This window comes from Streptomyces sp. NPDC002125, assembly GCF_053593715.1.
In genome coordinates, this window is sequence record NZ_JBSFDD010000038.1 from 16,805 (window position 1) to 29,033 (window position 12,229).

At 70.7% G+C, this 12,229-nt stretch carries 14 protein-coding genes; all 14 read right to left on the reverse strand.

Annotation, left to right across the window (positions count from 1 at the left end; translation table 11 throughout):
* Nucleotides 1-138: 138 nt before the first annotated feature.
* Nucleotides 139-1,545, reverse strand: a complete 1,407-nt coding sequence (locus tag ACWCQM_RS37725) for a replication-relaxation family protein (protein ID WP_450919602.1) — start codon at nucleotides 1,543-1,545, stop codon at nucleotides 139-141.
* A gap of 1,769 nt (nucleotides 1,546-3,314) precedes the next feature.
* Nucleotides 3,315-5,204, reverse strand: a complete 1,890-nt coding sequence (mobF, locus tag ACWCQM_RS37730; protein ID WP_450919603.1) for a MobF family relaxase — start codon at nucleotides 5,202-5,204, stop codon at nucleotides 3,315-3,317.
* A gap of 539 nt (nucleotides 5,205-5,743) precedes the next feature.
* On the reverse strand, nucleotides 5,744-6,583 hold the full coding sequence (locus tag ACWCQM_RS37735) for a hypothetical protein (RefSeq protein ID WP_450919604.1): 840 nt from the start codon (nucleotides 6,581-6,583) through the stop codon (nucleotides 5,744-5,746).
* Complete coding sequence (locus ACWCQM_RS37740; protein WP_138894425.1) at nucleotides 6,583-7,305, reverse strand: ParA family protein; 723 nt, start codon at nucleotides 7,303-7,305, stop codon at nucleotides 6,583-6,585. Before ACWCQM_RS37740 ends, ACWCQM_RS37735 begins: the two co-directional genes overlap by 1 nt.
* 214 nt (nucleotides 7,306-7,519) lie before the next feature.
* Entirely contained in the window at nucleotides 7,520-8,050 is a 531-nt protein-coding gene (locus ACWCQM_RS37745; protein WP_450919605.1) for a hypothetical protein, read from the reverse strand.
* Nucleotides 8,047-8,466: a RapZ C-terminal domain-containing protein gene (locus ACWCQM_RS37750; protein WP_450919606.1), complete on the reverse strand. Its 420-nt coding sequence runs from the start codon at nucleotides 8,464-8,466 to the stop codon at nucleotides 8,047-8,049. The genes ACWCQM_RS37745 and ACWCQM_RS37750 overlap by 4 nt, the downstream gene beginning before the upstream one ends.
* 94 nt (nucleotides 8,467-8,560) lie before the next feature.
* A complete protein-coding gene (locus tag ACWCQM_RS37755; RefSeq protein ID WP_450919607.1) occupies nucleotides 8,561-8,737 on the reverse strand; it encodes a hypothetical protein in 177 nt (58 codons plus the stop codon).
* Nucleotides 8,734-9,219 carry a hypothetical protein gene (locus tag ACWCQM_RS37760; RefSeq protein ID WP_450919608.1) on the reverse strand — a complete coding sequence of 162 codons (486 nt, stop codon included), beginning with the start codon at nucleotides 9,217-9,219 and terminating at the stop codon, nucleotides 8,734-8,736. Before ACWCQM_RS37760 ends, ACWCQM_RS37755 begins: the two co-directional genes overlap by 4 nt.
* A complete protein-coding gene (locus tag ACWCQM_RS37765; RefSeq protein WP_450919609.1) occupies nucleotides 9,219-9,425 on the reverse strand; it encodes a hypothetical protein in 207 nt (68 codons plus the stop codon). Before ACWCQM_RS37765 ends, ACWCQM_RS37760 begins: the two co-directional genes overlap by 1 nt.
* A gap of 24 nt (nucleotides 9,426-9,449) precedes the next feature.
* Nucleotides 9,450-9,731, reverse strand: coding sequence for a hypothetical protein (locus ACWCQM_RS37770; protein WP_450919610.1), 282 nt, complete (start codon nucleotides 9,729-9,731; stop codon nucleotides 9,450-9,452).
* Nucleotides 9,728-10,168, reverse strand: a complete 441-nt coding sequence (locus ACWCQM_RS37775; RefSeq protein ID WP_450919611.1) for a hypothetical protein — start codon at nucleotides 10,166-10,168, stop codon at nucleotides 9,728-9,730. The genes ACWCQM_RS37770 and ACWCQM_RS37775 overlap by 4 nt, the downstream gene beginning before the upstream one ends.
* A complete protein-coding gene (locus tag ACWCQM_RS37780; protein WP_450919612.1) occupies nucleotides 10,165-10,842 on the reverse strand; it encodes a GGDEF domain-containing protein in 678 nt (225 codons plus the stop codon). The genes ACWCQM_RS37775 and ACWCQM_RS37780 overlap by 4 nt, the downstream gene beginning before the upstream one ends.
* Nucleotides 10,843-10,930: 88 nt before the next feature.
* On the reverse strand, nucleotides 10,931-11,206 hold the full coding sequence (locus tag ACWCQM_RS37785) for a hypothetical protein (RefSeq protein WP_450919613.1): 276 nt from the start codon (nucleotides 11,204-11,206) through the stop codon (nucleotides 10,931-10,933).
* Nucleotides 11,207-11,329: 123 nt separating this feature from the next.
* Nucleotides 11,330-12,175, reverse strand: a complete 846-nt coding sequence (locus tag ACWCQM_RS37790; protein ID WP_450919614.1) for a hypothetical protein — start codon at nucleotides 12,173-12,175, stop codon at nucleotides 11,330-11,332.
* Between the last annotated feature and the right edge of the window lie 54 nt (nucleotides 12,176-12,229).

Sequence of the window (12,229 nt, forward strand, 5' to 3'; positions counted from 1 at the left end):
TTCTCCGGTCCGGGGCCGTGGTGGCCGGCCCGGCTTGCCCACCTCAGCCTGTCCCGGCCGGGTGGGCAAGCCTCCATCCGAGGGGGGCTTGCCCACGCTCCCAGGGCTTGCCCAGGCTGCCCTTGGGCTTGCCCGCGTCTACCGGCGGCGGCCGAACAGGCCGCGGTTCTTCTTTACCTCCGCTTCGGCCGCCTCCCGGGCGGCCTCCGCCTGCTGGCGAAGCTGCTCCTGCTCCTGGCGCTCACGTTCGTCGGCTTTCGCCTGCTGCTCCGCTGCAACCGCCCGGCTCTGGCAGTCCTCGCACAGGTGCTTGTGCGACTCAGGGTTGCGGGTGTACCCGACCGCTTGCCACCGGTCGTCGGTGAACTTCGCCCCGCACTCCGCACACGTCGGCCGCCGCGCCTCCCGCTCTGCAGCTCGCTCTTCCTCGCGGCGTCGCTCCTCTTCTCTGGCGGCCTGGCGGCGGCGGGCGAGGTAGGTGTCCCGGCGGCGGTTGCCGATCGCGTCCCGCAGCGGCTCCAGGCGGTCGCGGTCGCGGCCGTAGCGCCAGAACGCGGGCCCGGCCGGGCCGTGCTCGCGCAGCAGCTCCAGGGTGGTCGCCACGACGGGGATGCAGCCGTCGTAGGAGTGGTAGCCGCGCTCCTTGTACCACCGGCCCTGCCAGTGGGAGCGGGTCAGGTCGGCGACCCTTTCCATCTGATTCTTCGCGGACCGCTTGCCGCCCTGATGGAAGACGAGCAGGACCGGCGGGTGCACCCGCTCGTACTCCTCCCACGGGGGCGCGGACCAGCGGGTGCGCCACATCGGCTTCTCTTTGCCGTCGGTGTCCTTCTCCTGCCGGCGGAAGAACCGCATGTACTTGTCGAACTTCCGGGCGATGAGGACGGCTTCCTCGGTGCAGTTGTCGACCTCGATGAACAGCAGCGGCACCCCGGCCTCCGGGGCGATCAGGACGACGTCGGCCCGCGCGCTGCCGATCGCGGGGTTCTTCCAGGTGCCCTTCACCGGCAGCGCGACCTCGGTGGCGTACGAGGTGAGGGTGCCGATCCCTTCGGGTGCGTCGACGGCGGCCTGCGCGGCGGCGACCGCTTCGACCGGCTGACCCACGAGCAGGTCGAGGTCGGGCTTCGGGCGGATCAGCGCGATGACCGTCTCGTTCACCGTCATCGGATGGGAAGCCCCCGAGCGGCCGGCGCTCTTGGGCATGCCGCCCATCTCCTCCGGCTCACGGTCCAGGTCGAGTCCGGCGGCAGCCAGCCCGGCCGCGGTGAGGATGCGGACCTCTTCATTGCCGCGCGTGCGGCCGCCGTCTATGAGCAGGCCGTGGCGCCGCAGATCGTTCGCCGCCCCGCGATGGGACGCGGTCCGCGCTTCCTTCCGCGTGGCCGGCGTCTTCTTGAGGGTGTGCCGGTAGCTCAGGTGCGGCGAGGCGAGGCGCTGTATCTGATCGGCGGTCGCGACCTTGAGCACTCCGAGCACGGACAGCACGTCCGCGCGCAGGTCGTTGGTCGATCCCGCCTCGTTCGTCTTCCTCTTCCCCGCCATCAGGCTCGCCCTCCCCGCAGCGGCGTCCGCACGGCGGCCGGGGGCGTGTTCCGCGTCGTCACGGGCGTCGGCCCCCCGGACCCGATGATCTCCTCCCCTGCCTTTTCTTTCAGGTTCAGTAGTAGAGAAGAGGGTTGTGACAATCCGGAGAGGGCGTGAAAACCGGCTCTGACAAGGGGAAATGCCGGTTGGCCGGACGTCGGGCACGGAAGTGGCTTCGGAAGTGGGAACGCAAGCGGCGGTGGCAGGAGCTCACCGGGGCTTACCCACCTCTGCGGGCCGGTCGCGGACGCCTCCGACGGGGCGACGCTCTCGCGATGTGCAGAGCTCCATCCTGCCCTGTCGGCACCGATGCAGGAAGGGACGGCCGGAGACAGCGCAGGGGCGGGTGCAGGCACGAGGACCTCGTTCCTCCCGGCCGGGCCGGGGTCGGCAGCGTTCATCCGTCCCACGCGCATCTGTCTCGCGTGCGGGACGGATGCCACCCTGCTCGATCACCCCTTGTCCGCCGTCCGACGCTCCACCCGACCGGCGTCCGCTTTCAATGGGTTGAGGCTTGCGCAACCGATTTGCCCGTGGCCGACGCCACACCGCCCGGCCGAAGGTCAGCGGGCGAGCTGGCTGCCGAACGGAAGAGCGTCCAGGGGACGGAGATTTCTCCTCCCCCGGGCGCTGTCCCGTTCGGGCGGGATGCCGCAGGTAGCGAACGTGGTCAAGGAGCGATGCGTGCCACCCGGGGCCGCTATCCAACCCGGTCAAGGAGCGATACACCCTCCTGCACTGGCCCGGCATCCGGTGCACAGCATCGGATGCTGTGCACTCCCCATCGCGATGTCGTGCACTCCCGAGGCGATGCAGGGCACTCCCACCGCGATGTCGCGCATCGGATGCGGTGCATCGTCCGGACATCGGATGCGGTGGCGGACATCGGGTGCGCTCCACTCCGCACGATGTCGTGCACTCCCGGGCCGGTGGTGCGCATCGAGGTGCGCGCGCCGTGCACCGTCGGTGGGGCGGTTCGCGGCCGGGTGCGGTCTGGTGCGCACACCGCCGGCGCGGCCGCGGGGATGGTGCGCGCACCAACCGTCCCGGGGTGCGCATCGCGGCGCGCGGCGCGCTTCCGGGCAGGCGCGCGAGGACTCCGCCGCAAGGGCCGGATCAAGCGAAGTCCCTATATCACATACCCCCTTGACTTCCGTCCCGCCGAAGTCCCAAATGCGCGTTATGGAACGGCTGACTGTTCGGCACGTCACATGGAATCGGCGCGAGAGCGGTCCTGGTGCGCGGACTTCGGGGTGGCGGCCAAGTGGTGCGCACCGGCTCGGACAGACGTTGCGCTGGGTGCGCGCGCCGAGGTGCGGTGCGCACGCCAGGGCCCACCGGTGCGCGCATCATCACCTTGGTGCGCGCACCACGGTGCGGTGGTCGGCGAGTGCGGCGCACCACGATGCGCGCCGGTGCGGTAGCCGGGAGTGGACGACATCGTCGGAGCGCACCGGTGCGCACGATGCCGTGCATCGTCAGCGCCGGTGGGCGCGATGCAGTGCACCGACGACATCGAGTAGGTGCACCGGGTGTCGGGATGTTCCACTCCCCCACCGGCCGGTGCTCCCGGGAATGGAGTCCACTGCCACCCGGTGGACATCGCGATGGAGTCCACTCCCACCCGATGCGCGCCACGATGGGCTCCACCCTCCGGGCAGTACATCGCCGGGCCGCACCCGCGGTCGCGCGGTCCGGCCTTCCGAGTCGCACCCGCGCGGGAACCCTCAGTGGTTCGGGCTCGCTCCCCTGCCCTGATCGGGCTGCGTGGTGTGGTGCTGCTGCTGGCGGGCGGGGTCGGCCGCTTCCTCGGCTGGCTGCTTCGGCTGCGGTCTGTCCGCGATGATGCGGCTCCGGGCTTCGGAGGCCGCCGTGAAGGCAGCCAGCCGGGCGAGGTTCTTCGGTGTGTACAGCCACGTCTCAGGGTCGGTCGTACGGCCCTCCAGGTACTCCTCGGGCATCGCGGCCTGCTGATGAACGTGCACGGCGGCGGCCTGCTGCGCCGGCGTGAGGGCGGCGTCCCGGTCCGGGTGGTCGACGGCGTGCGGCGCCGCCTGGTCGTGGTTCTGGTCATCAGCACGCGCGGTGGCCGATGCCGTCGCGGCGGGCGCTCCGTCCCGCGTGGAGGAAAGGATCCGGGCGTCGCGGATGGCGTTCTGCAGGGCGAGACTGGCGACCCGGGCGCGCTCGTACCGGGACGACTCCCGCGGCGGCTTGCCATCGGTGCCGGCTATCCACCAGCGGTGCGGCCAGGCGAAGTCGGCGGTGTAGGTGAGCCGGTCCGGGGATGGGGCCCGGCGGCCCTTCTGCTCCACGGTGAGCTGCCGGGAGTGCCGGGACAGGGCCGCGTCCGCGATGTAGTCGTCCAGGCCGCGTGTGAACGCCCGGCCGCGCAGGGTCTCCAGCAGGTGCCGGCGGGCTTCGGCCAGGACATGGCGGCGGGCGAAGGCGTTGCGGACGGTGTAGACGATGGCGGCGACGTCGACGGCGGCGAGCGCGGTGTCCACCACCGGGCCCACCCGGGCCCGGATCGCCTTCCCGGCCGCACGGCACCGCTCCAGCAGCCCGTCGACCATCGCCTGCCCGAACCGCAGGATCGCGGAGGCGCGCCACCACGCGCGCAGCTGCTCCAAGGGCTTGGGGTTCTTCTTCTCCCGGCGGGTGTCCTGCGCCGCCCACCAGCCCAGGCCGCTGCGGCCGCGCTCGCCGGGCAGCCGCTTGTGCTTCTTGACGTACTTGTCGGTGATGCGCTCCAGCACCGGCGCCATCTGCTCGCGGCGGGTGGCCGACCAGTCGATGAGCTCGGAGTCGACGCCCGCTATCTCCATGACGGGGCGCAGGCCGGGCGTCACCTCCCGGGGCACGGTCGCCAGCCCGAGCTCCTCACACACCTCGGTCGTCATCGTGAGGGTGTAGAGCGTCCCGGCGGCAACCACATTCTGGAAGAGACGGACCGTGTCCAGCGCGTACCAGGAGCCGTCCGGGCGCTGCGCCCGGTTGAGGACCAGACAGTGGTCGTGGAGCAGAGGAAAACCGTCGCGGTTGTCGAAATGCCGCCAGGCCGCGACCACCAGGCCCGGTGCCTTCGCGCGCTGACGACCCGACGACCACCGAGTCTCCGCGACTTCGTCCTCGAGCCAGCGCAGCGCGGTGTCGATGGCCCGCTCGTGGGCCCGCTCGATGACCCGCCGGGTGTGGTCGTCTCCCAGCGCCCACAGCACGATCAGGGACGCCTGCGCCCGGAAGGTGAAGTCCAGCGCGAACAAGGGGGTCGCCTTGCGTCGCTCGATCTCTTCGACCGGCTGCCCGAGCACGGTGGCCAGCCGGGCCGTCTCAGGGTCGGCCCCGTCGTCCAGGAGCTCGCGCTCGATCCGGTCGGCATCCGGGTGCCGAAGCTGCCCAAAGACCAGCTCCATCTGCCGCTCAGTCACCGTCTGCCCGGCGGCCAGCCCGAGCGCGGCCAATCCGCGCCCCATCCACACCCCGGGCGGTAGCCCGGCCTTCTCCAGGGCGCCCTTCAGGGACTGGCCGACCGGACGGCGGCCGTCCCCGAAGGCGACACCGCGTACGTAGTAGCGCCAGGAATTTCGCTTCTGGACCTTCGCAACACTCAGCATCCCAGCAGCGAACACGGCCCTGACCTGCAAAAACAGTCCGATCCCGTGAGGCGGGAGGGTTCACCGGAACTTCACGGCCGATCCCGCCCGACGGGCATCCGCGGCGACGTCATGCCCGCCAGGCGAACCCCCGCCCGAGGCCAGGCAAATGCTGCGCGACAACCAGCCCCACACGCCTCACACCCCCCGAAAAACACCAGTAGACGACCCCACCGTCAACCAGCGCGCATACACGTACCGCTCCCCCACCCGACCCGTCGGCAGAGCCGATTCCGCCAAAAGACAGGGGACTTCCCCAATTGGGGAAGTCCCGCCCTACAGACGGCATCGACGTCGGCCTCAGCCCTCACTCCTGGCACTTTCACGCGTGAAACCGAGGCGGTCTTCCGGCCGGAGCTGAACGTCAGCGGACCACCACTGGAGGGTGGTGGGCCGCTGACGTGTCCGGCGAAGCTCTGCGGAAGTGTGCCACTGTGACACAGTTCCGGAGTCGCTGCGCGGGCCCGAAACTGTGCCACTGTGGCACGTTTTCTGGAGCGTCAGTCGATGGTGATGCCTGCCTCTTCCAGGGCTGCGGTCAGGGTCCGTGCCAGCAAGAGGACCTTCTCCGGGTCCTCCTTCACGGCCAGTCGCACAGTGTCCGGGACGAGGATCTTGACGGCCTTTTCGACTTCCGCGCCGGGGTTGGCCTGAGTCAGGGCCGGCTTCTCGTCTTCGTCGTCCTCCGCCCTGACCACGAGGCCGCAGAGAGTCACAGCCTTGGTCAGTTCGTCGGGCGAGGGCACGACCCCCTTCTTGGTTGCCCAGGCGGTCCCCCAGACCTTGAGCACGCTGTCCTCGCCGTGCTGCCGCCGTACCGGGTGCAGCACCTGAGTCTGTCGCGACGACAGGTCACCGACTGGGTGATCGGCCTTTGCGAGGATGTTCAGCAGGGGGATGACGCGGGTGATCCGGTAGCCGCTGGAGCGGGAGATGCCGTGCTGCTCCTGGCAGTAACGATTGAAGCTCCGGTACGGCTTTCCGTTGTTGTCCTTCAGGTGCTTGTAGAGCTTGTTCTCGTGGACCCACACGAAGTAGGGCCCCGCCTCATCGAGGAACGCAGCCATGGCCTTGTCCGCGGCGTCCCGCCATTTGACCTTGGCGTCGTGGATCGCTCGCTCGCACACGACGAGCTGCTCGGTGGCCTTCGCCTTCGGGTCGGGGAGACCGGTTCCAAGTCGCGCCGCCGGCACCTTGGTGTTCTTGGCGTTGGCAGGGGCTTCCTTCCCCTCGGAGGGCTTGCTGCCGTTCGCTTCTTCGGCTGGGGCCTCTGTGCCGTCGGCGTGCGGGGAAGTGGCGGGGCTGGAGTCGTCAAGGCTGAAATCGGCAAGGCGGGCCATCAGGCTGCGACCTCCAGAGTCTCCACCAGGTTGAGGTAGTGCCCCAGGTCCTTCGGGCATGTCTCCATGGCGTCCTCGTAATCCACGAGGTCGGGCACTTCTGAGCCCAGCAGGTCGTAGCCGGCGCCACGGACCAGGTCGCGTGCGGCTTCATTGTGGGAGCCGCGGGCGTTCTTGACCCGGGTGAAGACCACGTACGCGTCGATCTCGGCGATGCGGTCCCTGGCGGCCGACAGGGCGCCATCGAGCGAGCCCTTGATGCGGCGCATCTCGGCTTTCCGCGGCGAGGTGACGAAGAGGACCTGGTCGCAGACGGCTACGGCGGATCCGAAGATGTCGCTGGACTCGCCGCCGCAGTCGATCACCACGACGTCATAGCCGTCCGTGTCGTCGAGGACGCGCTGGCCGACACGAGCGTGGGGCCAGGTCTCGATGTCGAAGGGCAGCGGGTCACCCTTCTTCTTGGCCAGGCGGTGCCAGTCGTACGCGGTCTGCGACAGCGGGTCAGCGTCGACCAGGAGGACACGCAGGCCGTAATGCACGGCGTAGACCAAGGCGACGAAGACGCTCATGGTGGACTTGCCGACCCCGCCCTTGAGGCCGCCGACAGCGATGACCTTCTTCTTGCCGGGGCGTAGCCAGACGAGCTTGGCGCGGGCCTGCGTCTGGGCCTCGCTCAGTGCCTCCGAGCGGGGGATACTCTCAGGGTTAGTGGTCGTCATTCTCTTCCTCGCGGTTGATCGTGATGGCGGCCCTAACGGGGCCCCGTCTGGCAGAAGACGGGGCGTCCGTGTTTCCGGCCGGGTTGAGCGTAGCGCCGCCGCTGCGGCGTGCAGCTCGTTCGTCAACGTGGCGCGAGGCGTCCAACCAACCCCTGAAACACAAAAAGGCCCCGTCTCCCGGCAGTTGCCGGGAGACGGGGCCTTCTTGGGGGACTCACTTTGCCCAGGTCGCGGGCGCTCCGTCGTCAGGGTTGGGGATGTCGGCTGCGGTCACCAGGGCGGCGGGGTGCCGCAAGGCGGTGATCGGGACAGCGCCGGGCTCGGTGCCGGGTGTCCAAACCATGCGCCAGGTGTCGTCCCACTCGCAGGCGCATCCGTGGTCGGGGTGCGGGTGCCGTAAGAAGACGCCGTGGGTGTGGACGGCGCGCGGGATGCGGGGGATGAGCACCGACGGGTCGTCGCCGGGGTAGAGGTGCAGGTTCCGCCAGCCGTGGACCCGTGCCATGTACGCGGCGGCGGCCTCGATGACGTCGGCCCACCGCTGGTGCCCAAGGACGACGAACGCGACCGGGTAGAGGTGATCCTCGGTGGCGTCGTCGATCCCGGTGACGTGCAGGCCGCGATGGGCGACGAAGCCGCTGTCAGCCGCGTCGTCGGCGCACGGCATCCAGAGCTGTTCGACGGGGTGCGGGGTGCCGTCGTCGCCCTCGCTGGTCTCAATCTCGTACGGAGCCGTGGTGGTCATGCGCTCGCTCCGGTGCTGGTGTCGGCCGCCTTCAGGACGCGCGGCAGATGGACGTGGAGATGTTCGACGTCGACCTGGCGGCCGCGGGCGCGAAGTTCGCGGGCAAGCAGTTCCGTGAGACCAGATGCCCTGTGCCTACCTCCTGCACAGCCGATCGCGATCCGGCGGGGGCCGGCGGGCAAGTCGGCGTAGTCGGCGAGGTTGGCGAGCAGCTCGCGGGCGCCGGGGGTGTTGAGGACGACGTCCTGGACGCGGGGGTGGAAGCCGTCGAGGTCGAGGATGTCGCGGGCGGCGGCCGGGTCGCGGAGCCGGGCTCGGACGTCCTCGATGCGGTCGGCGGCGGGCGGTACGGGGGAGCCGTCCGGGCCGGTGGGCAGGTGCAGGTAGCCGAACGAGATCAGGCGGATCGGGCGCAAGGGGTTCTCCTGCTCGGTGATGAAGGACGAGGAACACCAGAGCGCCACGTCCGGCCTTCCGGCTCGGGTGCGGCGCTCTGGTGTCGGGCGCGGGCTATCGGGTGGTGGTGCCGGTGACCACGAGGAATTGGTCGGTGGTCAGATCCATCACGACGCGGGCGTCACGGCCCTGGGCGCGCTGGGCGGCGGCGTATTCGTCGGCGGGCCAGGAGCCGCGGGGGTGGCCGGCGGGGAAGCGCTCCAGGACGGTGCGGGGCGCGGCGGTGGTCATCGGTCGTCACCGCCGTGCACGCGCTCGTGGATGTCGATCAGGGTGGTGATGGCGTCCGGGTTGTCGGCGAGGCCGACCCACGTGCCGCGCGCGGTGAAGACGGGCACGGCGTCGGTGTCGGCGTCGAAGATCACGCAGTAGTCGCCGTACCGGTCGATGACCATGTCGCTCAGGACCAGCATCGGCGCGATGTCCAGGACCTCCAGGACCTCCACGGCGAGCCGGGCGGGCGTACCGGGGTGCTGGGGCTGGACCAGGTTGCCGGTGACGCGGAGCAGGTCGCCGGGCTGTATGCGGGTCAGTAGCTCGTGGACGATCCCGGCGGCCGTGCTGGTGCAGGAGAGGACCGTGTCGGGGGCGTCCTCGGGGAGGGTGTCCGCGTCGGCGGGACAGACGGTCAGGTCGAACGTGACGGTGCCGTGCGGGCTGGGGGCGGGGATCGCGTCGACCCAGCCGTCGACGGTGCAGTGCGTGGTGTCCATCAGCTGGCCTCCGCCAGGGTCTGGGTGGGGCGGGGGGTGCGGGGTCGGGTGGTGCGCTGCGCGAGCACCAGGAGCTCGGCGTTGCGCTTCTGCTCAGCGGGCGTGAGGGGCCGGGCCTTCGCTGCGCCGTGGCGGTGCCAGAGCGGAGAGGCCGGCGGCTCGGGGTAGGCGAGAGCGTGGTCGACGTCGCGGTCGGTGCTGCTCATGGGGACCTCCGGGGGGGGAGGGGTTCAGGCGTGGGTGGCGCGCTTGGTGCTCTTGGGCTGGGTGTCGGAGGCGAAGCGGCCCTCACGGCGGGCTTCAACGGGGTTCGCGGCGATCCAGTCCTCAGCGCACGCCTTGTGGACGGGCTCCCCGGCGTGGGAGCGCATCGGCGTGGGCTGGTCGCACAGCACGCAGGGGCGGTCCTGCCAGCGGTCGTAGTGCTGGCTGTCGCGCCATTCCAGGAGCGCGCCGGGAGCCGGGACCAGGCCCGGCTCGAACGGCGGCTTCTTCTTGGCTCGGGTGGTCACGGCCGGAAGCCGGGCAGCTGCTGGAAGACGCGCTCCAGCAGGTCCGGCGTCGGCTTCCAGGGCACGACCTGTCCGCGCGCAGGAACCGGCAGGGGCAGCTCCTGGACGTTCTGGAGCACGAGGTGCCAGGCCCCGGGGTGTGCCCACTCCGAGCAGAGCGGCGCTCCCTCGAGGTCCTGGTGGCAGTCGGTGATCCGGGCGACGCCGACGACCGCTCCGGTGACCAGCTGGCGGTCGCGGACCGTGCGGCCGATCAGCGGGACACGCAGGGCGGGCCGGTCGACGGTCTGGCTCGTGTGCAGCAGCACCCAGCCGGTCCGCCACCGGACGGGCCTGTTCTCCACCGTCTTGGCACCGGTGAGGATGCAGGCCGCGTACGGCTGCCGGATGCTGATGCCGCGGATCCAGTCGCCCTCGGGCAGGGGCGCGGCGCTCATGCGGCCCGCCCCCACACCGCCGTGCCCGTACGACCGGCCCGGCGCCCGTTGATGGACGGCACCGTGACGTGCTGCGCCATCGCGAGGACCGCGCGGCCGGAGTGCTTGCCGTCGTAGAGAGCGGCATCGGCGGCCCTCTGCAACGCGCTCAGGTCGCGCGAGCCTACCGAGGCCGGGGCCGCGGCGCCGACCGAGGCGGCGACGTCGACGGTACGGCCGTCGTCCAGGGTGACCGGCGTGTGCATCATCCGGACCAGCTGTGCGAGGCGCTGTTCGCGGCGGTCGGAGGTCAGCTCCAGGACCACAGCGAACTCATCGCCCCCGAGCCTGCCGATCGCTGCGCGCGGGCCCGCCCAGGCGGTGAGCCGGGCGCCGATCGACGCGAGGACGGTGTCCCCGGCCTCGTGGCCCATGCCGTCATTGATCTGCTTGAAGTGGTCGGCGTCGACCATGACCACGGTCACCTTGTCGCCGTGGCGGGCAAGGAGCCGGCGGGCGCGGGCGGTGTAGGCGTCGCGGCGCAGCAGCCCGGTCAGCGGGTCCTTCTCCTTGGCGGCGATCTGCTTGTACAGGGTGACGGCGTGGACCGCCCAGCCGGTCAGCGGGACGGCGGCGGCGGTAATCAGGAGGGTGCGTGGGCCGAACCGGCCCGTCGTGTGCAGGACGGAGTCCATACTGGGATCTCCCTCTCGTCTCGTACGGGATGGGGAACCCGGGGCAGGCGACGGTTTCGACGCCTATGGCGCCTGCCTCGGGGCGAATTCACATCAGGCTGTTGGGGTTGACCCACGCCGTGGCGGTGGCCTTGTGCCAGTCCAGGACCCAGTCGGGGCGCAGGCCGCGCGCGGCCCATCCGTTGCTGGAGTCGTCGGGGGCCGGGCGGCCAGCGGACACGTACTGCACGGCCCGGTCGTAGGCGCTGTGCGCGGCGGCCAGAGCCTCGCCCGGTCCGGCGGCACGGCCGTTGAAGACGTGATGTCCTCGCCGGTCCTGGTCCGTCGCGTGGTGTATCGGGACGTCTACCTCGTATCGGCGCATGACGTCCAACTCCTTTCTGTGTTGAGGGACCACCGCGACCGCCCCGGCCTCCGACATGCGGAGAGACCGGGGCGGCACGGAGCGTCCGTCAGGCAGCAGCCGGGACGGAGGGCGAGTTGGCGGTCAGGCGCGGTAAACGGGCGGGCGGACTCCGGCACGGAGCTCACGGATGAGCGAGCAGGGGCCCTTGGTGGCGCAGTACGCGTCGTCGGTGTCCGGGAGGGCGTTGCCCGTGGTGCCCCACATGTCGCGGGCGACCGCGTTCACGACGCGCAGCATCTCGCCGTTGTTGGGGCGGCAGGCGCTGTTCGTGTCGCCGACGCCGTGCCGGTGGGCGCTGGTGATGTGCTGGCGGGCCTGGCGGGCGGCCCAGCGTCGGCTGCTGGGGCCGGTGTTCTCGTGCACGTGCCCGCTGTCGTGGAAGGTGTCCAGGTGGCAGGCGGTGCAGTGGTAGGTGACCAGCTGCTGAGGCTCGCTGTCGGGAAGCCACTTGCCTTCGAACTCGTAGACGATGACCTCGGCACCCGGGATCTCGGTGTGCGCGAAGGCGGTGACGAGGCCGACGCCGTCCGCGATCCCGCCGCGTGCAGCCACGTTCCAGAAGACGCGGGGAAGGAAGCCGTCCCAGCCCTTGCCGTGGGGCCACTGGGCGTACATGACGCCCTGCGAGGCGTCGAAGGACGCTGTGCCGTCGGCGTTGTCGCGCCTGTACTGCTCGATCTGGGCGACCGAACCGAAGTAGGTCGCGCTGAACTCCTCGGACTCCAGGAAGATCAGCCCGTATCCCTCGGGGCGGGTGTCGTGGCCGCCTTCCTTCAGCATCTCCACCATGTCCCCGTAGCCGGGGTTCCCGGGGGTGATGGTGGCGACGAGCGGCAGCCGGTACCGGTCGCAGCTGGTGACGTGGGCCGGGTTGGTCTCGCTGACGTTGTGCGCGGTGCCGTACGTGTTCGTGATCGTGATGCTCATGGCTGGGTGTCCTTCCCGGGGTAACAGCGGGCGCCCGGCGTGGCCGGGTCGTGG

Coding starts and splice junctions, on each gene's coding strand:
- ACWCQM_RS37745 (WP_450919605.1), bottom strand. CDS start 8,050: ATGACCACCACGGCTCCGTACGAGATTGAGACCAGCGAGGGCGACGAC.
- ACWCQM_RS37785 (WP_450919613.1), bottom strand. CDS start 11,206: ATGCGCCGATACGAGGTAGACGTCCCGATACACCACGCGACGGACCAG.
- ACWCQM_RS37775 (WP_450919611.1), bottom strand. CDS start 10,168: ATGAGCGCCGCGCCCCTGCCCGAGGGCGACTGGATCCGCGGCATCAGC.
- ACWCQM_RS37740 (WP_138894425.1), bottom strand. CDS start 7,305: ATGACGACCACTAACCCTGAGAGTATCCCCCGCTCGGAGGCACTGAGC.
- ACWCQM_RS37790 (WP_450919614.1), bottom strand. CDS start 12,175: ATGAGCATCACGATCACGAACACGTACGGCACCGCGCACAACGTCAGC.
- ACWCQM_RS37765 (WP_450919609.1), bottom strand. CDS start 9,425: ATGAGCAGCACCGACCGCGACGTCGACCACGCTCTCGCCTACCCCGAG.
- ACWCQM_RS37755 (WP_450919607.1), bottom strand. CDS start 8,737: ATGACCACCGCCGCGCCCCGCACCGTCCTGGAGCGCTTCCCCGCCGGC.
- ACWCQM_RS37780 (WP_450919612.1), bottom strand. CDS start 10,842: ATGGACTCCGTCCTGCACACGACGGGCCGGTTCGGCCCACGCACCCTC.
- ACWCQM_RS37725 (WP_450919602.1), bottom strand. CDS start 1,545: ATGGCGGGGAAGAGGAAGACGAACGAGGCGGGATCGACCAACGACCTG.
- ACWCQM_RS37735 (WP_450919604.1), bottom strand. CDS start 6,583: ATGGCCCGCCTTGCCGATTTCAGCCTTGACGACTCCAGCCCCGCCACT.
- ACWCQM_RS37760 (WP_450919608.1), bottom strand. CDS start 9,219: ATGGACACCACGCACTGCACCGTCGACGGCTGGGTCGACGCGATCCCC.
- mobF (WP_450919603.1), bottom strand. CDS start 5,204: ATGCTGAGTGTTGCGAAGGTCCAGAAGCGAAATTCCTGGCGCTACTAC.